Origin of the sequence: Desulfuromonas sp., assembly GCA_002869615.1 — a bacterium.
In the GTDB taxonomy this organism is placed as follows: domain Bacteria; phylum Desulfobacterota; class Desulfuromonadia; order Desulfuromonadales; family UBA2294; genus BM707.
On sequence record PKUH01000110.1, the window covers coordinates 1 to 23,516 of the forward strand.

Consider the following 23,516-nt stretch of genomic DNA (forward strand, 5'->3'; position numbering starts at 1 on the left):
ATATGAATACCATCGTTTTTAAAAAATTGCGAATGCAGATTGATCGGCTCGGCAACAATGTCAATTAAATCCAGGGATGAAAATTCACCACGATCTTTCCGGGCAAAATTGAGCAGGTTTCGAACGATATTCGCGATTCGGCTCCCCTCTCTTATAATTTTTTCAAGGATTTGGTTTGCGTTGTCATTTTCATCATTCTTGTTTATCAACATCTGGGCATAGTTGATCACCCCGTTAATCGGATTGTTGATTTCATGAGCGACTCCGGCGGCGACTTCTCCCAGGGCCGAGAGTTGGCTTGAGCGGAGTTGTGCATCCTGGAGTTTCTTCATTTCGGTAATGTCGGAGTTAACACCAAGCATCCGGTCCGGCTTGCCGTCTGCTCCCATGATGACAAGGCCATTCGCCTTGAGATACTTGACCGTTCCATCAGGGTGCAGAACACGAAACTCCGTATCAAAGTCTTTTTGACCATCAAGTGCGGCCTGACATACAGCCAACGCAGACTCTTTGTCCTCAGGGTGCAATCCATTGAGCCAGGCATCTATGTTGTTGGGAGTTCCCTCCCGAGTCACTCCATACAGCTCAAACATCCGGTCATCCCAAACCATGGTGTTCTCTCGGACGTTCCAATCCCAGACACCAAGCTGCGCTGCCCTGGTTGACAATAAAAGCCGATCCGTCAGGCGTTCATTCTCCTCTTCGGCTTTCTTGCGGGCTGTAATATTTCGTTCAGTGCTCAGGTAAAACCGTTCACTACCAGTCACTATTAGTTTGCTGGTGACCTCCAGCCACAAACGTTCGCCATTCTTATGTAAGTGCTGGGCTTCAAATTGCACGATCTCTCCAGATTCAAGTCTTTCAGTCCGAGAGGCCACTTCTTCAGGACTTACGAAAGGATCAATGATTGTAAGGTGTTGGCCAATGAGTTCCGATGGAGTATACCCATGCAGTTTTGCGCCCGAAGGGTTCACATCGGCAATAATTGGAGGGCCGTCAGGGGATGGCTTAAGCAGAAAGATATTATCAGCCGCCTGATCAAAAAGAGTGCGGAATCTATGTTCACTTTCACGGAGTTTTTCTCGCTCACTAATACGGTCTGTAATGACCTCTGTGTAAACGATAATCCCACCAACAGAACCATCGGCTTCATACCACGGTCTGCATTCCCATCTTGTCCAGACAATTGAGCCATCTTCTTTGGGATAAGAATCTTCCTCTGCGCTTAACACCTCACCGGCAAGGACTCTCTGGTGAACATCCCGCCACTTTTGTGGCAAGTCTGGGAAGACTTCATAATGGTGTTTACCAATAACATCTTGGCTCTCAACGTTATACTCATCAAGATAGCGCTGACTAACATAAAGGTAATTGAGCTCTCTGTCATGAACCGCTACGGCACTTCGGGTATGCTCAATGATATATTTTAAAAGCTCATGCGAGTGATGCTTCTCTTCGTTGGACATGACCAACCCTCTCCAACCCCCTCCAACTCTCAATTAATTTCAAGATATGTGATCAAAGAGATTCAACATGTGAAGCATAAAGACAGAAAGGCAGTGCAGATAAGCAGGTATCATTTCTATAGGGACACGTGTCTTATGCTCAACTCAGACAACACATATAACCCACCTATCAAAACTCAGTACACAAAATAAATGGTAATTATTCTACTTGAAATAAAAAAAACGGTCAAACAAATGACCGTTCCTATACATCCTGTTTATTTCTAATCAGGCGCCAAGCAATCTACCTTATCGATGTTTCCTGTAGACCCTGAATTCCAAGAGATAAAAAGGGGGCATCACTGCCCCCTCATAATCACTTCTTTGTCTTATCCCAATCGGCCAGAAACTTCTCGATGCCGATGTCGGTCAGAGGATGCCTGGCCAGCTGCTGCATGACCGAGAACGGGATGGTGCAGATATCGGCGCCGATCAGACCGGCCTGCAGTACATGCTGCGGGCTGCGGACCGAGGCGACAATAATCTCGGTGGTGTAGCCATAGTTATCAAAAATGGTCCGGATCTGTTCAATCCCCTCCATTCCTTCGTGGCCGATATCGTCGAGCCGACCGACGAACGGCGAAACATAGGTGGCGCCGGCTTTGGCCGCCAGCAACGCCTGCACCGAGGAGAAGACCAGGGTCACATTGGTCCTGATTCCCTTTTCCGAAAGGCGGCGGGTCGCCTTGAGCCCCTCACTGGTCATCGGCACCTTGATAACAATCTTCTCTTTATTGATTTTGACCAGCTCGAGCGCCTCGTCAACCATGCCATCAGCATCGAGAGAGATGACCTCGGCCGAAATCGGGCCGTCGACAATGCCGGCAATCTCGGTGACGACTTCCTTGAAATCACGGCCACTCTTGGCAATCAGCGACGGGTTGGTGGTAACCCCGTCAACGAGTCCCAGTTCGTGCGCCGAACGGATTTCATTGACTTCGGCGGTATCGATAAAAAATTTCATGATCTGCTCCTTAGGTTGAAATGTATTTTTTTGCCACCAAGACACCAAGGTCACGAAGAAAATCTAAATCATTCTTAACGCAGAGACGGAGAGTCGGTGAGTGAGAAAAGTATATTAAATTCTGGAAATCCAATCTGCCAATAAAGACCCTTCCGTTCTCTCCTTTAAAAGAGCTTTTGCTCTTCCTGGTGCCCTTCGTGCCTTCGTGGCAGCGCCTTTATTTACGGTTTCGCTTTTTTCGAATATTCATCCCGGCACTCGACCGAACAGAAATAATGTTGCTCTCCGCCAACCGATTTTGTGATGGCATCGCCGCGCGGCACGTAGGTTCCGCAGTTCGGATCACGCACCATATCTTCTCCCACCGATGTCTTCTCCGGTGGCCGCTGCAACGGCTTCTGGGCGAAGCTGCGCAGGATAAATGTCAACAGTGTGTAGACAAGGTAAAAGAAGAGCGCGAATAACAGAATGCGTATCATGGGCGCACTCTACCACAACTCGGCGACCCGCTGAACCCCTTCTGTTGCATCGAGCCGTAAAAGAAGTTCTTCGACCCTTTGGTCGACCACCGGATGGATAATATCCGGATCAAGATCGACCAGCGGGCAAAGAACGAATGTGCGTTCGTGCAAGCGTGGATGCGGCAGGACAAGATCGGAGTCAACGCGGATGACTGTATCGAAGAAAAGAATATCAATATCGAGGGTGCGGGGGCCCCAGCGTTCTTTCCGTTGCCGACCGAAGTCCTTTTCAATCTGCAGGCAGAGAGACAATAGCCGCTCCGGCGTCAGGGTCGTCCTGATTTTGAGCACCGTATTGAGATAGGACGGCTGCCGCTCGGGACCACCCATCGGGGCCGTCTCGTACAGTGCTGCCGAGGCAGAAATATCGACCGCCGGATTCTTCCGCAGGGCTTTTCGGGCGCCGCGTAAATTTTCGAGACGGTCACCGAGGTTGGAACCGAGTCCAAGGTATGCAGTTACAGTTACTTCCATCAACTGACATTAAAGCATGGCGGCAGTTTCGAGGCAACAATCGGTAAAGATACGGAGAAAGGAGAGGTTCGTCTATCGAATCTCAATGCATCGCATCGGCAAGGGGGAATGACACCCGCACGGTCGTCCCTCGCTGTGGCTCGCTGTCAATCCGGACCGAGCCATTTTGTGCCTCAACCAGGTGCTTGACGATGGTCATGCCGAGCCCGGTTCCGGAAATGGCCGTATTGGCCGCGTCGGCCCGATAGAATTTCTCGTAAATGCGCTCAATCTCGTCCGGGGTCATGCCGATACCCGGATCAATAATCGAGAGATGGCAGCATCCATCATCCGCCGTAGCGTTGATCAGGATTTCACCGCCCTCAGGTGAATATTTGATCGCATTGCTGAGAATATTTTCGAGAATCTGGAAAAAAGCGTAACGATCGGCAGATATATGGATCGGTTGCGCTGAATCAAGGGCAAACGCGACCTGGTGTTTTTCACTGATGAGAGAATATCCCTCAAGAACTTGCTGGCACAGTTCCTCGACCGCATAAACACGTGGAATCATCTGCAATGCTTCACCCGATTCAATCCGGCTGATGTCGAGTAAATCGGAGACGATTTCCGACAAACGCTCAGCTTTTTGCTGAATCTGCACCAGAAAATCGTCAAGCTGCTCTTTTACTTCATCGCCACCATTAAGCAACAGATCAGTGTAGCCGACAATGGTCGCCAGGGGCGTTCGCAGTTCATGCGCAGCTGTCGAAACGAATTCACTCTTCATCCGGTCCACTTCGCGCTGCTCGGTTACATCATGCAAAAAGGCAATAGAGCCACGAAATTGTCCCTCGGAGGAACGGATCACTGTCACCCTCGCCTGATAAACATGAGATTCGTCACCATCACCGGTAAAAACCAGATCTTCCGTATAAAAATCATCCATCTCCCGGGCATTTTTCAAAATCTTTCTCAGCTGAACCGATGACAGATTATCGATACTGCAGCCCTTGGTCTTGTCGAACTGGTGAACTCCGAGCAATTCCTCGGCCCGCCGATTTATCAGAACAATTTGATCATCTGCATCGGTTACCAGGAAGCAGTCGGAGACCGAGCGCAATATCCCCTCTATTTTGCTGTTTGCCTCCCTGGTTTCTGCCAAAGAACAGAGCAAGGCCGATTCAGCCGATTTGCGGGCTGTCACGTCGGAGTAAGCCAGAACGACATGCGAAACCTTTCCTGATTCATCAAACATCGGCCGGCCGACAACGTTAAAGTCATGGTTATTGGTCGACCAGTCACTCAGATACTGTTCACGGCCGGAGTTGAGCACTCGACTAAAGAGGCAGCCGGGAGGAGGTGCGCCTTTGCAGATCAGGTCACGACAGCGCTGGCCGAGGGCCTCCTGCCCTTCAAGTAGAAGTTCCTCTGTTTTCTGATTATAAGCGACGATTTCCTGTTGCGGATTGAGAACCAGCAAGGCGGCCCCGACCGTGTCAAAAATCGCCTGGATTTCGTCATGCGCGAAGTGCAGCTTCGAATTGGTCTCGCGCAGGTTATCGAGAACATGCTGAAAAGAATCGCTGACGATACCGATCGGATCAAACTCGAGCAGGCTTGCATCATCGAGTTCTTCCGGCTTCAGTGATTTTGTACCGATAACCATGAGCATCTGGTCGACCTTGTCGCGAATATAAGAGTAGGCCATGGCATTGGCACGCCTCAGGTCTTCGTTCTCGGCGCGTAATTGCTCGAGTTCGGACCAAGAATCTGTTGCCTTAATATTTCGTTCAGTCTTGCTTGCCATGATCAGCTCTTTCCCGCAGCATCAATTGCCGACCAGGATACGATAGTATCCATCCTTTTTTTCGACGTCAGCGCCAAACCCCATATTTTCGACGGCCGCCGGAATCGTGGCGATCGCGTCCCGATTGTCAGTCATCACCAGAATCCTACCCTTTCCACTCGTCAACAGCTGGTGCTGCCTGTTGATCTCCTTGAGCGCCAGCAGTAAGCTCGACGGACAAACCTGACCGCGGATATCGATTTCAATAATTTCGGACGCCATGATCTGTCTCTCCTCACTCCCCTCCGACAAGCACTCGCTCAAGCATCAATCCTCCCAGCCATGAGCCGGGAAGCAGCCCGATCACGAACAACAGGCTCTGCAAGCTCAACATCGGGACTCCCCCAAGCAGATGCCAGATATTGCATCCGGGAGTCATCCGTGAGCCCAGCGCCATGACCACACCACCGGTAAAAACCACGGCAATCTGACGTATCGGCAACCTTCGATGAAATCTCATTTCGCCCAAAGCCATGGCCGAAACCACGGCCCCGGCGATGATCCCGACAATCAATGGATACTGGACCAGGGCAACAACATCCCATTGCGGCCCGGCACCACCGGTCATCCCACCGGGCATGCCGGGCAGGGAGAGGGTCACCGGTTGTCCGGAAAAAAAAGCAAGATCATCGACATGACCGGGAGCAAAGATCGCTTCAATCCAGGCTGCAACCTTGGCATAGGAAGTTGTCACGCCCATCGGAATACCGACAACAAGAACCGATCCGGCGCTGAGCAGTGACAGGACGACTGCTGTTATCCAGAGCGGGACATAACCTTCGGCCCGGCTTTGATTCCGATGCCGCTGTTCGAGCCACCAGCGCCAGGTCAGCAGGGTGCCGATTGCTGCGACCGGAAGCACCCATACCGCCGGCAAGGTGCCGGTCAATTGCGGCAAGGTCACAGCAGTATCATGCAATCTTGTTGCCGCCGCCAGACCATTCCAGAGGGGGTGAATCTCAGCGTAAATTGCGCTGCCAACGAACAGTCCAATGATCGCCACTCCGGCCAGAAGGCTGCCGCAGCCCAATTTGTACAGGACTCCGACTACACAGCCGCCAGCCAGAACCATACCAATACCAAAGATAACACCACCGACAATGTTAACCAGCGTCGGGGGAGAAAACCACGGGAAGGGATAAGCCGGCAGCCAGCCGAATACCCGAAAAAGTTCAAACAGGACCGCGCTGACGGTAACAAGCAGGATCAATGAGTAAATCCGCTGAAAGGACTTGAACAGGAACAGATCGCGAAATGCCCCGGCCAGACAATAATCGGAGCGATGCATGAAGAACCCGGCGATCAGACCAAGTACCAGTAAAAAAACAGAAATTATCAGCAGCGGCACCATAGAAAGCCCAGACTCTTAAATTAGGTCACCAACTTTGCATTATGGATCATTAGTGATATTTAATCAATATCCTGTCAACTAAAAAAGGTACCGGGTGAAGCGCATGCTGAAGGCCTCCGGCAATTTTCTATCCCATTCTTCCACACAAGGTTCAAATCTTCTGCTACCATGTATTTCTATGAACTCAAAAACAGTCGTCCACAACAAAGAAAAAGAGCTCCCGAAACAGGCAGAGATGTCCGGGGTTATTAATCAACTGGCCGAGCATTATCTCAAGGGAAAGATTCGTGCCCTGAAGCTGGCGATGACCACCTTGCTGGCCGGCGGCCATCTTCTGCTCGAAGATATTCCCGGCCTCGGCAAAACGACTCTGGCCCTCGCTCTGGCCAACGCCATCGGCCTCTCTTTCGGACGGATTCAGTGCACCAGCGATCTGCTCCCGTCTGATATTACCGGTCTTTCAATCTTCGACCGCAACGAAAACCGCTTCCGCTTCGTCGAGGGACCGATTTTCAACAATATTGTCCTGGTTGATGAAATCAATCGGGCGATGCCGAAAACCCAGAGCGCCCTGCTTGAAGCAATGGAGGAACACCGGGTCACAATCGAGGGCACGACCTACCCGCTGCCCGATCCGTTTCTCGTTATTGCAACACAGAACCCGGCCGAGCAGGTCGGGACCTACCCGCTGCCGGAATCGCAGATGGACCGCTTCCTGGTGACGACCGACATCGGCTATCCGCCGGAGGACATGGAAAAGGCGATTATCCGGGACGGCACCATCCGCGAGGATATCCGGCAGATTGAATCGATGGTCAGCCATGAAGAAATCATGACCGCCCGGCAGGCGGCCGGAGATGCGATCTACCTCGGAGATAAGGTCATTGACTACATTTACCGCCTCGCCGCCGCCACCCGGGAGCACCGGTTCATTACTTCCGGAATTTCAACCCGGGGCAGCCTCAGCCTCGCCGCCGCCGCCAGGGCAACTGCCTTTCTGGAAAACCGCAATTACGTCATTCCCGAGGATGTCCAGAACATCATTATCCCGGCTGGCGCCCATCGCCTGATCCTGAAACCGGAACAGGAAGTTCTCAACAAGAAGGAGGTGCTCCGATCCGTCGTCGAGAGCGTCGCAGTGCCTTTGGCCTGAAACTGACCAGGTCCGGCACCCTTTATATTGCCCTGACACTGTTTCTCGGTTTTGCCGCCGTCAACACCGGAAACAATCTGCTCTACCTTCTGGTATCGGCCCTGCTCGGTTTTATGGCGGTCTCCGGTCTCGTCGGGCGCTACAACCTGGCCGGTCTCCGGGCCGAATTGATGCCTCCGGCTGAAATTTATGCCGGGATCGAGACCCTGGCAACCATCAAACTACGGAACAACAAACCTTATCCTTCGTTTCTTGTTTTTGTCGAGGTCGCCGACGGCAAGACGCTCTTCCCGATTATCCCGGGCCGCAGCACGATTGAAAAGAGCATCTCGCTCACCCTTGCGAAGCGAGGCCGTTTCCGGCTTACCGAGAGCGCTTATCGTTCGATCTTTCCGGTCAATTTTTTCATCCGGAGTTTCCCGGCTCATATTTCTGCTGAAACAATTGTCTTCGCGGCTCCCATAAACTGCCAGACCGCAACGGCGCATGAAGGAAAACGCTCTCTGGGGGAGGATTCCTCACCCCGCCGCGGCGGCGAAGGGGAGATTGAACGCATCGGTGATTACCGCGGTGGTGAGCCGCTCAAGATGATTCACTGGAAGCTGACGGCGAGACAGGGTAAATTGATGATCAAGGAGGCGTCCGACACAGCCACCGAACCGGTGGTTATCGAACCGGAAAGCCTTCCCGGCAAAAACCTGGAAGAGCAGTTACGATGTGCAACCTGGCTGGTCAATGATGCCATGCGCAACAGTCGCCCGGTCGGGTTAAAATTTCCCCGGCAAAAAATCGCACCTTCATCCGGGAACCGGCATCGCCTGCACTTGCTTACGGAGCTGGCACTTTATGGTCAAGATCAAATCCCTGCTTGACACCCTGGTCTTTGCGACCAGCCTGATCGGTGTTCTGCCGGTTTATTTCTACCTCGATCTGCCGACCCGGGTAATCTTCCCGATTGCTCTGATTCTCGGCATCTGGTGCGACCGGCGCAACTTCTATTTCCTCAAGGCTCGCGCTGCAACCATCCTCTCGCTCCTGGTGTTTGCCGTTTTTGCCATCCAGATCAACAAGAACTATCTGGTCGAGCCGGCCCTGAATATAGCCGTATTGCTACTTGCTGTCCGGCTCCTGACGGAGAAGGAAGGGCGTCATTACCTGCAGGTGTTCCTGCTTTCCGGGTTCGCTCTGGCCGGCTCCAGCCTGATGACCCTGAGCCTCGCTTTTCTGCCGCTGATGGTGCTGCTGGTGACCGGCATTATCCTGGGTCTGGTTCTGCTCTGTTTCTACAGTGACGATCCGAGACTGGCTCTCGACCGGACCGGATTCATGCGGCTTTTGCGCATCACCCTTGTGATACCTGCCGGCGCCCTGCTCCTTGCTGTTCTCTTCTTCTTTATTCTGCCGCGGACCCGAAGTCCGCTCTGGAACTTCCTCAATCCACCGGGGGTGGCCAAGGTCGGTTTTTCGGAAGAGGTCCGGCCGGGTTCATTTGCTTCGACCGTCGCCGATGACACTGTCGCCTTCAGGGTCGAGGCACCGCCAATGGATCCGAACGAACTTTACTGGCGGGTTACGGTTCTCGATGAGCTGGAAGGTCGGGTCTGGCGTCGGGCCCAGCATGCGAGTAGCGGCTCTCCGACAGTCATCGGCGGCAAAAAAATCGGGCTCAATATCTTTCCGGTTTCGGGGCGGTCCAATGCCCTGGCAACGCTTGACCCGACAGCTTCAATCCATGGTCAGTGGACCCGGCGCTCAACCGATGCCACCTTCCGCCTGCATCGGAAATCGAAGCTGCCCAAAAATTACTATGCGATAGCTTATCTCAATGGACGTTTGAAAATCGACCGCGATACAAAAAAATCGCAATATCTGGGACTGCCCGAGACCGTAGCCCCACAGGCCCGGGCCGCGGTCGCTCGTATAGACCCCCAAACCGCAGAGAACCGCCTGACCAGAATCGACGCTTTGCGTGATTTCTTCATCGCGCAACAACTTGTTTATGCAACTCAAAATCTGCCGACCGGGGGAGATCCTGTGGACACCTTTCTGTTCGAGTCAAAACGGGGATATTGTGAATATTTTGCGTCGGCATTCGCCATCATGTTGAGAGAAATGGGCATTCCTTCACGACTGGTTGGCGGCTATCTCGGCGGCACCTACAACGAGTTGGGTGGATACTATACTGTCGGTGAAAGAACGGCGCATGTCTGGGTGGAAGCCCTCCTTGAAGACGACACCTGGCTCCGAATCGATCCGAATCTTTACGCAGTAAACGCTGAAGGTTCGCTGTTGGCCCGAAACAGTTTACGACCATCCACGTGGCGTCAACTTGTCGATGCGGTCGATTATTTCTGGACTCAGGCAGTCATCTCTTTTGACATCTCGCGGCAGTTTGAAATGGCACGTTCGGTCGGCGACTCCTGGCGCGACTGGCGCCGCGAAAAGCCTGAGCAGACCTTGAGTGTCTGGCTGATCCTGATCCCGGCAATTCCGCTAATCGGATGGCTGCTGTACAAATGGAAACGGCAAAGTACGGAAGAGATCCTGATCGACCGCTTTTCACGGATCGTCAGAAGACAGGTCGGTACGGAAAAAATTCCGGCGGCGGCCAGCCTGAGCGAAATGGCGAAACGGCTGCCGGGAAGCCGGGCAAAGCAGTTCGCTCAGATCTACAGCGCTGCGATATATCGTGATCGGGAATTGAGTAAAGAGGAAATAATACGGCTGAAACAACTGCTCAGGGAAATCGAGCAGGAAATCTGATCAGTTGCTGTCGGAAGACTGTGCCGCCGGTTTTCTCCGTGGCCGCCGGCGCCGCCGGTTGCCACCCGGCCGATTTTTCTGCCGCGATTTTACTTCGCCGCCGGCCGGCCGGGAGGAGATCAACGGCTGCCATGCCTTGATCAGCTCTTCTTCACCACCGTTAACCTCATGCCAGAGCTGAAACAGTTCAAAAGCGGCCGCGGTCGCCGGATGACGTAAAAAACGGCTTTCGCCCCGCCGTCCCCGCCCCCGTTTCAGGCGATAGATACCAAGCAGCATTTCCCGGGCCTGATGGCGGATGCCATGGGCGATATGGTAATGGGCCCGGTGCGGCTCAAGCAGTCCGTTCGCCAGATGCATCGCCGCGGCGAAATCGATATCGGGCGCCGCGGCCAGCCGGCGGCGGAAATCCGATAGGTAAAGCGATGCCAGCATCACCGCTTCGGTGACCGGAACACCGGAAGCAGTGCGCTGATCAATCCGATCGATCAGACGCAACGTCTCGTCATCAGCTGTATAATCGGGGAAGATATGCTCGAGCAGACCGGTCGCTTTTGCCTGGCGCAGGACCGGGCCGGCAACCTTGTGGCGAAAGAGCTCCATCAACTCCTCGCGCAATCTGGCCGGGGCAGCGCCGGCCAGGAGATGTGCCTGTACCCGGATCGCTTCCCGGGCCGAAGACTCGAGATCAAACTCAAGGCGGGCGGCAAATTCCAGGGCACGCAGCATCCGCACCGGATCTTCTTCGAACCGGACCAGCGGATCACCGATGACCCGAATCTGTCGATTCTCAAGATCCTGCAAGCCACCGACATAATCGATAATAGAAAAGTCGCTGATATCGTAGAACAGGGCATTTATGGTGAAATCACGACGAAAGGCATCTTCTTCCGGTGTTCCGAAAACATTCTCCGAAGCAACGGCCCGCTCTTTCGGGCAATCCGGAAGTTCCGATTGCTCGGCCTGACGCCGGAAAGTCGCAACCTCGACCAGGCGATCAGGACCGAACCGGATATGGGCGAGCCGGAAACGCCGGCCGACCAAAAAACAGTTGCGGAACAGCTTGCGAACCTGATTGGGCGTGGCATCGGTCCCGACATCAAAATCCTTCGGCTTGCGACCGAGCAACAGATCACGCACTCCGCCGCCAACGAGGCAAGCCCGGAATCCATGCCGGTGCAGACGATAGAGAACCTTGATCGTATCCTCGTCAATCAGCTTGCGAGAGAGTCTGTGTTCGGAGCGGGCCAGAACCAGCGGCTGCCCGTCTCCGGGTTGCAAGATCGTTTTCTTTTTCATAAAATCCATCAATCCGGGGTTGAAGCCGGCAACAACTTAGCAGAGATGCAGAAAAAAGGGAAGGTTCCTGACGTTCGTAAAAGAGTCTGCAGCGGCCACTGTTTCCCGATATAATGAAACCATCCAGACTATTTCGCAGCCGGAGAAAATTAATATGAAAATCATTAACAAATTAATGGCAGCTGTTTTCATGTTGTTGTTGATCTTCAGCATCGGCTGCCAGAGTACAAGCAGTAAATTTCTCGGGAAAACCGCCGTGCCGGAGTTGATCGTCCCGCTTCCCGGGCAAGCCAACGGCGAAATTTGGGAAGCCCCCGATCTTCTGCTCCGCTACAATTACAGCGAAAACGGAAAATCTTTCGTTATTGACGGCGAGCTTGAAATGGCACAACGCTACCGGGCAATATTCGACAAACTGATCAGGGCCGAGGTTTATCTTCTCTTTCTCGACAGCGAATCGACTGTGCTCAGTACTGTCTCTCTTCTCAGCCTTCTGAATGAAGAAACCGAAGACCGCTTTACTTTCAGAAAAAAGGCTGATATTCCGCTGAATGCCGTTTCCTTTTCATTTGCCTATGAAGGCTTCGCTGCCGAATCGGTCGACCGGAAAAGGAATTCGATTGATTTCTGGTTGCATCCCAAATAACAGGGCAGCTTATTCGGCGACCGGAACCGAGCATTGTACTTACTTAAATGCAGGCCCGGCTTTCCGAATAGCAACTCATCAGTCAGGAGGGGGAAATGAACAGAGCTTGTTACCGGAAACTGCATCGCTACAAGTACCAGCTCATGCAGGATTACGAAATTGAGACCGGGCTGGGCGGCTACAGCATCGAAACTGACTATATTGCGTTGCCGCCATCCGGCCGCATGACGATTCGCCAGGCATACGCCTGGGACGGCCCGAGCGGACCGACCATCGACACCCTGACCCTGATGCGGGGATCACTGGTGCACGATGCTCTCTATCAATTGCTCCGACTCGAAGCGCTGCCGTCCAAAGAGAAGGCCTTTGCCGACAAACTGTTGCGAACAATCTGTCTTGAGGACGGCATGAATCATCTTTTTGCCAGGATCGTCTATCTCGGCGTCAAATGGTTCGGTGGCTCCAGTTCGCGCCCCGGAACCGAGCGGCCGGACATGATTATCTGTGTTCCGGTCGATAATTAGAGCATGGCAAAAGATGTAAGGGTAATCCCATGAGTGAATTTAACCTTATTGTTGTCCTCGGACCAACTGCCTCCGGAAAAACGACACTCGGCGTCACTCTCGCCCGGCATCTCAACGGGGAGATTATTTCGGCCGATTCCCGCCAGGTTTTTCGCGACATGGACATCGGAACCGGCAAGGATCTTTCCGAATACGGCGACATCCCTTACCACCTGATCGACATTCTCCGCCCTGGAGAAGAATTCAGTGTTTTTGCCTTTCAGAAAAGCTTTTATGCCGCCTTTGAAAAAATCGTCGCGGCCGGCAGAATGCCGATCATGGTCGGCGGAACCGGGCTCTACCTCGAGGCCGCGTTACGCGGCTATCGCCTGGTCGAGGTCCCGGAGAACCCGACTCTGCGTCAGGCGCTCCGGGATCTCTCCCTCGAGCAGCTGCAACAGCGGCTGCTGGCTCTTAAGCCGGACCAACACAACAATACCGACCTGAACGACCGCAATCGACTGGTCCGCGCCATCGAGATCGCCGAAGGGGAGTCGGCTGCGACCACTACCCTCCCGAGACCGCCGTCCCTGCATCCTCTGATTTTCGGTATCCGATGGGATCGGGCCATGTTGCGCGAGCGCATCACCCGTCGGCTGAAGCAGCGCCTCAAAGAAGGAATGGTCGACGAGGTTGTTCGGCTGCATGACTCGGGAGTCAGCTGGGAGAGCCTCGAGTATTACGGCCTTGAATACCGCTTTATCGCCCGACACCTGCAAGGGCAACTGAACAGTAACGACCTTTTTCAGAAACTGAACAGCGCCATTCACCAGTTTGCCAAACGCCAGGAGACCTGGTTCCGGCGAATGGAACGACAGGGCACGAAAATCTCATGGCTCGACGGTCGGGACGACCTTGCAGCTCAGGCCCTGACCATCCTCGGGACGCACAAAGCATGCTGAGCGCCCGCCGCCGTTATCTCGATAAAAGAACACTGACCGGCCCTTGGCAAATTACCGGAGTTAAAAGGGATGATTATGCAGCAGCCGTCATCATTCCGGCCTGTGATGAGGAGAGGTGGCTCTTTCTAACCCTCGACAGCCTCGCCAAAAACTGTCCGCAACAGCGCCAGGAGACGCTGGTTCTGGTCGTTGTCAACCACCCCGCTGACGCCGCCAGAAGCATCAGGATTGCCAACCGGCGAACCCTCGAACTTTTCACGGCTTCGCCGCTCCGCCAGGGACTCCAACTCGGCTGGATTGATGCCTGCTCCGACGGATTCGAACTGGCCGAAGGGGGTGTCGGAAGTGCCCGCAAAATCGGCTTCGACCTGGCCCTGTCCCGGCTTGGAACCGACATCGATCCGCTTCTGATCTCTCTCGATGCCGACACGCTCGTCGAACCAAATTATCTCGAGGAAATCAGTCGGCATTTCGCTTCCAGCCGCGCCGGCGGCTGCGTCCTCCCGTTCCGTCATCAAGCCGCTAAAAACGAAAACATGCAACGCGCCATCGAACATTACGAACTCTACCTCTACTGTTATGTCATCGGTCTGAAGCTGGCCGGTTCCCCCTATGCCTATCACACCATCGGCTCGGCGCTGGCCTGCCGGACATCGGCCTACATCCGCTGCGGCGGTATGAACCGGCGCCGGGGCGGTGAAGATTTTTATTTTCTGCAGTCGCTTGCCAAAACATCCGGAGTCGACAATCTCGCAGGAACAACCGTTCATCCGGCCGGCCGCCTTTCCAACCGGGTTCCTTTCGGCACCGGACCGGCCATTGCCGGCCTGCTTGACAACCCGGAAACGAAACTGTTCTATCCGCTTGCCGCCTTTTCCCTGCTTGGCCGCTGGCTCGATTTGGCCAGACAATCACCCCTCCTTTCCGGTTCGGAGCTCCAATCTGCGGCATCCCGGATCGACCGGAGACTGGGGCATTTTCTGCACCGTCTTAAACTTTCCGAAAAATGGGACCGCCTCCGCAACAACCATCGGCCAGAAGATATGAACCGATCGTTTGACATCTGGTTCGACGCCCTCAGAAGTCAACAGCTGTTGAGATTTCTTTGCGACCACGGATTCTGCGAAAGACAGACTGCAGCCGCGGCGATACCGGAGTTTTTCAAGGTAATCGGCCTGAAATCATCCGGAGACCTGAAAACCGACCTCGAGCAGCTTCGCCATCTTCGGAATTGCCCCTGAAGGCACCAAAATAAAGGCTTTCCGAGACATATCAATTAGGGTATAGTTATGGCCATGTTTTTACGGGGATTAACAATGAGCAAGGACAGCAGTACTGCCGGCGGTGGCGTCCAGAAAAACAAGCGGAAGAATCTGCGCGCGCCGATTCTGACTTTGCGGGTCAAGCTCGATGACGGGCAAAAGGTCTTCTTCGGCTATGCCAAGAACATCAGCGCCTCCGGGATGTTCATCGCATCGGTCAATCCTAAAGATCCCGGCCAGGTTTATCAGGTTGAAATCCCCCTGCCCGCCCCAATCTACAAAACCATTCAGTGTACCTGCGAAGTCATCTGGAATCGCCATTATGACAGAAAATGTCAGCACGAGCCGGGCATGGGCTTGCAATTCATCGATCTCACTGCCGACGTTGCCGACGATATCGATCGTTGGGTTGCCGAATCGGGTGAAATGTAAAACGCAATACACCCTTTCGAATCCTGCTCCTTCTTTGCTGCTTACAATCCACTCGAATTCATCGAATCACCGATCTCCATCTCCTTGAGACGCACGACAGTTTTTTTCCGGACGGCAACCGGCATTTCAACGTGCAGACAGGTCGCGCCAAGCTTCGCCGCTTCGACCCGCTGCAGGGCATTGGCGCCGGCGCCCGGGAACCGGGGAGTGTCTGACTGCAGTCTTGCCAGCCGGAATCAACAAGCGGCAACTCCCGAAAAAATCGCAGCAAGACCATTTTGCGCCTCCCGGCCGAAAAACCGATTGTTTTATCGGGGAGCCGATAGTAAACACCATAATGTGCCGGATCGAGATAGATTGCGATACCGCTGAAAAGGTGTTGATTCGTCAACCGCGAACTCACTGAGAAATAACGCAGGTATCAGGGGCGAGTGACGCGACATTCAAAACTCCGCTACGGTAGATTCTTCTCAAGGATAAACGCCTGCTTCGAATTGACAACAACAAACCTTTCCAGAACACCTCAAATGCCATAAATTGTTGCGATAACAGGGGAAAGCGTGTATTTTTGACAATTAGTTGCGTGTAATAGGGATATTCAATTTCACGAATAAAGGTGCCGTAATGAACCTCGCTCTCAATCTCAGGTGGAAAATCCTCATCAGTCTTGTCGGCCTTACTTTTGTTTCACTCTGCGGTGCACTGATATTTTTCTCCAGCAAGAGCGAAACCGAGCTCAACAAAAGCATGGCCGCCCGGGTCGACCAGGTAGCCAATTTTGTCGACAGCACAATCAGTTTCAAAGAGACCGAGATCACCAATTACATCAAGCTGATTTCGTCCAACGTCGACCTCGTCAATGCTGTCTACTACGCCAGCCTGACCGACGACGATACCCAGTTGGCCAATGTCATCGATGCCGCTCAGTCGGTTTTTGACCTCGACCTGATTCAGGTCGTGTCGCAGGAAGGCAATCTGATGATTCGCAATCTCGCCGATGAATTAACCATCGAGGCCGCCAGCGGAGCGGACCATCCGCTGCTCGCCCAGGCCCTGAACGGAGAGGTCAGTCACGGCGTCACCGTTTTTGATAACAGGCTGTCAATCACAACCGTTGCACCGATCAAGCTGCAGGATTCACAAATCGGCATCATGGTCGGTGTCGATTTTCTTGACAATTCTTTTGCCGACGAGATTCAGCATATCAGCGGCGCCACCATCGCTTTTTACGATAGCGAGGGAGTCATTTCAACCTCGAATACGGCCATCGAAGGGACCAACCTCGCGGAAATTTTTGCCCGGGGGGAGAACACACTCGAGATTGAAGAAACTCCTTATGCCATATTTTCGAAGAAACTCGGTCAGAGCGGAAAATCGATGCTGGTCGCGGTTAATCGCAGCGACATGGCCGAAGCGAGCAGCAGCATCACCCGAACCCTGTTCACTATCCTGATCCTGGTGACCGTTATCGGGATTGTCGTTGCACTCGCCGTTTCGGGAAGCATCACGCGTCCGCTTGCCGCGATCGTCAGCACCCTGAAGGAGATCGCCGAGGGCGAAGGCGACCTGACCCGAACGCTTGAGGTCAAAAGTAAAGACGAAGTCGGTGAACTGGCGGAAAACTTCAATCGCTTCGCTGCCAAAATGCGGACGATGATCGCCCGTATCCATAATGTTGCCGGCGACCTTAACCAGGCGAGTGACCAGATCAAATCGGCGTCGACCACGGTTAACAACAGCAATCAGCAACAGTCCCAGTCACTGGAGGAATCGTTTCAGGCTCTGCAGGGCATTGACGAAAGTATCTCCGGCGTCGCCGAGAGCACCGGCTCGCTGGTCGAATCAGCCGAGGCGAGCTCCTCGGCAACCCTCGAACTCGGAGCGACCATTGAACAGATCGCCTCACAGATGGAAAAGCTCTTTTCGACTGTCGACGAGGTATCCAGTTCGATCAATGAAATGTCGGTCTCTTCGCAACAGGTTGCCGAAAACGTTGAGATCCTTTCCTCCTCAACCGAGGTTACGGCCTCCTCGATCATCGAGCTCGACGCCTCGATCAAGGAAATCGAGGAGAATGCCGAAAAAACCCACAACCTTTCGGAAGAAGCGGCCCGCGATGCCGAGGAAGGCAAGGCAGCCGTCGATGAAACGATTAACGGCATCGGTGAAATCCGCGAAACAGTCGACCGGGCGACGTCGGCAATTCAGGACCTCGGCGCCCAATCGAATGAAATCGGCAAGATCCTGACGGTTATCGACGAAATCGCCGACCAGACCAGCCTGCTGGCGCTGAATGCCGCAATTATAGCCGCCCAGGCCGGAGAGCACGGCAAGGGCTTTGCCGTTGTCGCCGATGAAATTCGCGAACTGGCCGAACGGACCGCAGTCTCGACCCGCGAGATAGCACTGATTATCAACAACCTGCAAAGCGGCACCAGGGAAGCGGTTGAAGCAATGGAAGCGGGCAGCCGGCGCGTTCATGAAGAGGTCGAGCGCTCCAAGGGGACCGGAACCGCCCTCGATCAGATCCGCACCAGTACCCTCAACGCATCGGAACAGGTTCGCGGCATCGTCCGGGCGACCCAGGAACAATCACGCGGCAGTCGCCAGATCACCGACTCGATCAATCAGATCTCGAGCATGCTTGGCCAGATCGCCGCCGCCATCAAGCAACAGACCGACGGCGCCCGCCAACTCGCCCATGCCGCCGAGGCAATGAAGGAAATCGCTTCGCAAGGCAAGCTGAGTACGGCCGAGCAGGCCAAGGGGAGCCGGCAGATCAATACCAGCATGGAACAGATCCGCAACATGATCGAGCGGATCGATGCGGCGACCCGCGAGCAGACCCAGCGCAGCCGACAGGTCGTCGAGGCGGTCGGCAAAATCCGCGAAATTTCCGAAGAGAACTCCGAGCGGACCTCCGAGCTTGATCAGGTGGCAGAGATCCTGACAAAACAGACGATGGCTCTCGAGGACGAAGTCGGTGCCTTCAAGGTATGACCCCTGGGCAAATCGAAGTCACGCTTCTCGGCACCGGCACCAGTACCGGAATTCCGGTGCCGGGATGCGATTGTCCGGTCTGCACATCTGATGATCCACGCAACAACCGCACCCGCTGCAGCCTTCTGGTCCGACACAACGGTAAAAATATCCTGATCGATACCGCCACCGATCTGCGTCAGCAGGTTCTGCGTGAAAAGATCTCCCGTATCGACGCGGTACTCCTGACTCACACCCATGCCGATCACATCCACGGAATCGACGATCTTCGCCCATTCAATAAGTCGGGGGATGATCCGATTCCGGTCTATGCCGCCGACGAAGCGATCCGCTCGATGCGGCGAAACTTTGCTTATATCTTCGGCAACGGCGAACGTTCCGGCTACTGCCCGCGCCTCAGCCTTCACGAGATCGACGGCCGATTCAATCTCTGCGGGCTTGAGATCATCCCGGTTCCGCTCCGGCACGGCAACGGCAACTCCCTTGGATTCCGATTCGGACCAATCGCCTACCTGACCGACTGCAACGAAATTCCGGCCGCAGCGAAATCGCTGCTGAACAACCTTGAGGTTCTGATTATCGACGCCCTTCGTTTCCGGCCGCATACTTCACATTTCAATATCGCCGAGGCGATAAAAGCGGCCGAACAGATTGGTGCTAAAAGGACCCTGTTGACCCACTTGAGCCACGAGATCGAACACGGGAAACATGAGACCGGCCTGCCGGATGGCGTTGAGTTTGCGTTTGATGGTCAAAAACTTCACTTGGCAATTCGACATGATAACGGTGAGTTATCCTTGCCAACTGACCCTGTTTCACATTAGAATTAGCAGGTTTCAATTTTCCCAAAGAGGCTGGCATGTATCAGGAAGTGCGACTTCACGGACATATCGATGAGACCATCGAGTACTTCGCCACAGCTGCGGCACGTGACGCCTACCAGTGTTATTTTTACGAGACCAAGGGTGACTCCCTTCGTTTTTTCTCCCCCGGCAATGAATTTATCATCGACAAAGAGGGAGTCAATCATCGGGGCAACGGCGGATCTTTTTGCGAGTACATGTTCGGTGTCGACCAGCCTTTGCCTGACCTCGCCAAGGGAGATGTCCGCAACCGCCTGATCCTCTATGGCGCGACGTACGAGGAGGGGAATAACGCCCTCACCTTTACCGACCGCAGCGACGGTCACCTGACCTATGATCGAATCTTTTTCGAGGGGAACGCACTCTATAACTACTATTTCTTCATGACCGGTTCGGTCTCCGGCCGGGTCCGCAATCAACAGGAGGATATTCTCCGCCTCCTCGGCAAGGTTCTCAAAAGAAGCGAAAATGTCAGCTTCTCCGACGATTCACCTCTGGTCGAAGAGCTGTTCGATCTGCTCGGTCACAAAAGTTCAATGTACCTGGTCAAACTGATCAACAAGAAACACAAGGCCTACCACGACGCATTTACCGACCTCTACTTTACCCACAAGTCGATTCCTGATGAAGAATACGATAATCTCAAGCAGCTCGCCGACCAGCTCGGTATCGACAAATACCAGCAGGAGCGGATCCGGATTGACGTTATGTACAAGCATCCGGACAACCGCCGGATTGTCGACGAATACAAGAGTATCCTGATCGAGTGCAACCAGAAGGGTTCGATAACCCACCAGGAGAATGCCCGCCTGACCCGGCTCAAGACCCTCTCGGTGCGCAACAAGATCCCTTCGGCCCTGTTCTACACGCTCGACGAGATGCTCAAACACGACAAACTGGTCGACCTCGACGAGCAGGGATACATCTCGGAGACCCGCCAGATACTGACCGGGATCTTCCTGCATGAACAGGAGATCGACGCCAACCTGAATAATGAGGATATGATCAAGCTGCTGCACGCCAAGCGCCAGGCGAGTGAGAACCGTGACCACATGTTCGAACAGCTTCTGCTTGATACCGGCAAGACATGCGATGAAAAGATCCGCGACGGGGCCGACCTGCAGCTGCTCGAAATGTTCTCCTATATCGTCACTTACTTTGACCGCTACGACAGCACCTCGGCCAACATCAACCAGCTCGCCTTCATGGAAAACGTCCACTTTACTGAAGAGATCATCCGCTCTCTGCTCGGCAACCGCGAGGAATTCAACAGCCTCTCGAGCGGGACCTTCAGCGAGCTCTTCTTCGAATCGATATTCGACAACAAGTACCTCGGCCAGTTCGGTCGCAAAAAAATTATCTGCCTGCAGAACGGCCTCGAGCAGATCAATGACGGCCGGATGACAGTGCAGGGCCTTCTTGGCCGCCTCAAGAATATCGACAAGGAAGAGAAGCTCTACCGGATCCTGCTCGCCCATGTCAAGGAACGGATCCGCAATTTCTATTCGAAGTACAACACCAAGGCCGAGCAGGATGCGCTGCGCGAAGAGATTACCGAGGAGTTGATCAACAAGAAGATCCTTGCCGATGAAATACCGGCCGATCTTTTCCGCGCGGTCGTTGTCAACATCAAGAAGGAGGCAATCTACGTCCACAACCTGCTGCCCCAGGTCATTGCTGAAAAAGACCCGGCCCTGCGCGAGGATTTCCTCGAAAACAGCGGCCTCGACCGCTTCTATGTCGAAGAACTCGAGCGCGAATATTTCGAGCTCAACGAACTCGACATGGAAGATCTCTACCAGATCCGCAAGGGACTCAACAACGTCGCCGCCTGATTACCCACACATTCCACGAGGCCAGAGCCATGTCACGACCCGCACCGGAAACGATTCGCAATATCGGCATCATCTCGCACATCGATGCCGGCAAGACAACCGTCTCCGAGCGGATTCTTTACTACACCGATGAGATTCACAAGATGGGCGAAGTCCATGACGGTCTGGCGACCATTGACTGGATGGACCAGGAGCAGGAGCGCGGTATCACGATCACCGCTTCCTGCACCTCCTGCAGCTGGAAGAACCACTGGATCAACATCATCGACACCCCCGGCCACATCGACTTCACAATCGAGGTTGAACGCTCGCTGCGCGTTCTTGACGGTGCGCTCACCATCTTCAGCGCGGTCGAGGGGGTCCAGCCGCAATCGGAATCGGTCTGGCACCAGGCTTCCCGCTACAACGTTCCGCGCATCTGTCTGATTAACAAGATGGACCGGGTCGGCGCCGACTACCGGGAGGTGCTCCGCCAGATTGAGGAGCAACTGCACGGTCGGCCGATCCTGCTCCAGCTGCCGCTCGGCAACGAGGGGGAATTCCGCGGTATCGTCGACCTGCTTGAAGAGAAACTGATTCTTTTTACCGAGGACGATCAAGGCCGCTCGCTGACCGAAGAGGCAATCCCGGCCAACCTGCAGAATGAAGCAACCACCGCCCGCGAAGCGCTCACCGAAGCGGCCGCCGATTTCGACGATACCATCATGGCCGATTTCCTCGAGGGGAATCCGGTTGCAGCCGATCGGGTCCGCGCCGCCCTGCGCCGCGGCGTTCTGGCCGGCGAAATTTTCCCGGTACTGCTCGGATCGGCTTTACGCAACAAGGGGATCCAGCCGGTTCTCGACGCAATCTGCGCCTATCTGCCATCACCACAAGATGTTCCGCCGCTGACCGCCAGCGACGCCGCCAGCCACGAAGAAGTGAAGCTTGAGCTCACCGAAAAGCAACCGCTTTGCGCCCTCGCCTTCAAGGTTGTCTCCGACGAAGGCCGCAAGCTGACTTTTCTGCGTATCTATTCCGGCCACCTCAAGGCGGGCGGCACCCTGATCAACAGCGGCACCGGCGTCAAGGAGCGGGCGGCCCGGCTCTTCCGGATGCACGCACACAAGCGGCAGCGGGTCGAGGAGGCATTCGCCGGCGACATCGTCGCCGCCACCGGCATCAAGGAGGTCCTGACCGGCGACACCCTCTGCGCCCCGGAGCGGCTGTTGTTGCTCGAAAGCATGCAGTTCCCGGAACCGGTCATCTCTCTGGCGGTCGAGCCGAAAGATGTGACCGCCAAGGACAAGCTGTTGCCTTCACTCGAAAAACTTCAGTGGGAGGACCCGACCTTCCGGGTCCGTGAGGATGCCGACACCGGGCAGACGATTCTGGCCGGCATGGGCGAGCTCCACCTCGAAGTGATCGTCCAGCGCCTGGCCCGCGATTTCGGAGTCGAGGTCAACACCGGCAAACCACAGGTCGTCTACCGAGAGGCGCTGCAGCAGGCGGTACAGCACCGGGAAACCTTCGCGCGCGAATTTGAAGGAAAGGCCCAGTACGGCGATATCGAGATCAGCCTGACACCACTGAAACGCGGGAGCGGCATTACCATCACCGTTCCGACAACTGAAGAGGCCACCGCGATACCGGCTACCTGGCTCGAGGAGTTGAAACCCGGCCTCGAACAGGCCTGCCGTTCCGGCATTCATGTCGGCTACCCGCTGACTGACCTCGATGTTAAAATCACCAAAATCCACCCGACCGGCGACACCACCGTGACCGGCCTCAAAGCGGCTGCCCAACGCGGCCTGACTGAAGCCGCCCGCAAGGGCAAACCGACCCTGCTCGAACCGATCATGGAACTTGAAATCATCGTCCCCTCCGATTACGCCGGCCAGGTCATCGGCGGCCTGCAACAGAAACGGGGCAAGGTCGAAGGGATGAACAGCCGGGCCGGCAACGAGATCATTCGTGCCCACACCCCTCTTTCGGAGATGTTTGGATATATGACCGAACTCCGCAGCGCCACCAAGGGCCGCGGCATGTTCAGCATGGAGTTTTCTCATTTTGATATCGCACCGGCTGAAACGCTCAGGCGTTTCGGGTTGAAGTAATCCCAGGCATCACGATCTTGGGCCGAATTTAAACAAAGGCAACTGGACGCCAAGAAACG

General features: G+C 54.5%; 20 protein-coding genes. 12 read left to right on the forward strand and 8 right to left on the reverse strand.

What is annotated here, in order from left to right; all coding sequences use genetic code 11:
• From C0623_12725 to C0623_12755, 7 genes are all read right to left on the reverse strand, one after another.
• A partial coding sequence (locus C0623_12725) for a hypothetical protein (protein PLX98185.1) occupies positions 1-1,466 on the reverse strand: 1,466 nt, incomplete at its 3' end.
• A gap of 355 nt (positions 1,467-1,821) precedes the next feature.
• Positions 1,822-2,469 carry a fructose-6-phosphate aldolase gene (fsa, locus tag C0623_12730; protein ID PLX98186.1) on the reverse strand — a complete coding sequence of 216 codons (648 nt, stop codon included), beginning with the start codon at positions 2,467-2,469 and terminating at the stop codon, positions 1,822-1,824.
• Between the two features lie 221 nt (positions 2,470-2,690).
• Complete coding sequence (locus C0623_12735) at positions 2,691-2,948, reverse strand: hypothetical protein (protein PLX98187.1); 258 nt, start codon at positions 2,946-2,948, stop codon at positions 2,691-2,693.
• Positions 2,949-2,957: 9 nt separating this feature from the next.
• Positions 2,958-3,464, reverse strand: coding sequence for a 2-amino-4-hydroxy-6-hydroxymethyldihydropteridine diphosphokinase (gene folK / locus C0623_12740; GenBank protein PLX98188.1), 507 nt, complete (start codon positions 3,462-3,464; stop codon positions 2,958-2,960).
• A gap of 82 nt (positions 3,465-3,546) precedes the next feature.
• A complete protein-coding gene (locus C0623_12745) occupies positions 3,547-5,253 on the reverse strand; it encodes a hypothetical protein (GenBank protein ID PLX98189.1) in 1,707 nt (568 codons plus the stop codon).
• Positions 5,254-5,274: 21 nt separating this feature from the next.
• Positions 5,275-5,514 (reverse strand): sulfurtransferase TusA family protein, encoded by a 240-nt coding sequence (locus C0623_12750; protein PLX98190.1) that lies wholly within the window; start codon positions 5,512-5,514, stop codon positions 5,275-5,277.
• Positions 5,515-5,527: 13 nt separating this feature from the next.
• Positions 5,528-6,643 (reverse strand): hypothetical protein, encoded by a 1,116-nt coding sequence (locus C0623_12755; GenBank protein ID PLX98191.1) that lies wholly within the window; start codon positions 6,641-6,643, stop codon positions 5,528-5,530.
• A 235-nt stretch (positions 6,644-6,878) separates the two neighbouring features.
• On the opposite strand from C0623_12755, the gene C0623_12760 reads away from it, so the two are divergent.
• The 3 genes from C0623_12760 to C0623_12770 are packed head-to-tail and all read left to right on the forward strand — an operon-like array spanning position 6,879 to position 10,559.
• Complete coding sequence (locus C0623_12760; protein PLX98350.1) at positions 6,879-7,796, forward strand: AAA family ATPase; 918 nt, start codon at positions 6,879-6,881, stop codon at positions 7,794-7,796.
• Between the two features lie 32 nt (positions 7,797-7,828).
• Positions 7,829-8,668 carry a hypothetical protein gene (locus C0623_12765; protein ID PLX98192.1) on the forward strand — a complete coding sequence of 280 codons (840 nt, stop codon included), beginning with the start codon at positions 7,829-7,831 and terminating at the stop codon, positions 8,666-8,668.
• Positions 8,643-10,559, forward strand: a complete 1,917-nt coding sequence (locus tag C0623_12770; GenBank protein ID PLX98193.1) for a hypothetical protein — start codon at positions 8,643-8,645, stop codon at positions 10,557-10,559. The genes C0623_12765 and C0623_12770 overlap by 26 nt, the downstream gene beginning before the upstream one ends.
• Here the strand turns inward: C0623_12770 and C0623_12775 are convergent, their stop codons facing one another.
• Positions 10,560-11,858 carry a CCA tRNA nucleotidyltransferase gene (locus C0623_12775; protein ID PLX98351.1) on the reverse strand — a complete coding sequence of 433 codons (1,299 nt, stop codon included), beginning with the start codon at positions 11,856-11,858 and terminating at the stop codon, positions 10,560-10,562.
• A gap of 154 nt (positions 11,859-12,012) precedes the next feature.
• Here C0623_12775 and C0623_12780 point away from each other — a divergent pair, with 154 nt between their 5' ends.
• From C0623_12780 to fusA, 9 genes are all read left to right on the forward strand, one after another.
• A complete protein-coding gene (locus tag C0623_12780) occupies positions 12,013-12,504 on the forward strand; it encodes a hypothetical protein (protein PLX98194.1) in 492 nt (163 codons plus the stop codon).
• A 95-nt stretch (positions 12,505-12,599) separates the two neighbouring features.
• Positions 12,600-13,028 carry a hypothetical protein gene (locus C0623_12785; GenBank protein PLX98195.1) on the forward strand — a complete coding sequence of 143 codons (429 nt, stop codon included), beginning with the start codon at positions 12,600-12,602 and terminating at the stop codon, positions 13,026-13,028.
• A gap of 29 nt (positions 13,029-13,057) precedes the next feature.
• Complete coding sequence (locus tag C0623_12790) at positions 13,058-13,969, forward strand: tRNA (adenosine(37)-N6)-dimethylallyltransferase MiaA (GenBank protein PLX98196.1); 912 nt, start codon at positions 13,058-13,060, stop codon at positions 13,967-13,969.
• The gene (locus tag C0623_12795) at positions 13,963-15,210 is read left to right on the forward strand and encodes a hypothetical protein (protein PLX98197.1); all 1,248 of its coding nucleotides are present in this window, start codon (positions 13,963-13,965) and stop codon (positions 15,208-15,210) included. Before C0623_12790 ends, C0623_12795 begins: the two co-directional genes overlap by 7 nt.
• A 75-nt stretch (positions 15,211-15,285) precedes the next feature.
• Complete coding sequence (locus C0623_12800; protein PLX98198.1) at positions 15,286-15,663, forward strand: pilus assembly protein PilZ; 378 nt, start codon at positions 15,286-15,288, stop codon at positions 15,661-15,663.
• 624 nt (positions 15,664-16,287) lie between these two features.
• Entirely contained in the window at positions 16,288-18,663 is a 2,376-nt protein-coding gene (locus C0623_12805) for a methyl-accepting chemotaxis protein (GenBank protein PLX98199.1), read from the forward strand.
• Between the two features lie 11 nt (positions 18,664-18,674).
• A complete protein-coding gene (locus C0623_12810) occupies positions 18,675-19,487 on the forward strand; it encodes an MBL fold metallo-hydrolase (GenBank protein ID PLX98352.1) in 813 nt (270 codons plus the stop codon).
• 35 nt (positions 19,488-19,522) lie between these two features.
• Positions 19,523-21,361, forward strand: a complete 1,839-nt coding sequence (locus C0623_12815) for a TIGR04442 family protein (GenBank protein ID PLX98200.1) — start codon at positions 19,523-19,525, stop codon at positions 21,359-21,361.
• A gap of 29 nt (positions 21,362-21,390) precedes the next feature.
• The gene (gene fusA, locus C0623_12820; protein ID PLX98201.1) at positions 21,391-23,457 is read left to right on the forward strand and encodes an elongation factor G; all 2,067 of its coding nucleotides are present in this window, start codon (positions 21,391-21,393) and stop codon (positions 23,455-23,457) included.
• The last annotated feature ends 59 nt before the right edge of the window (positions 23,458-23,516 follow it).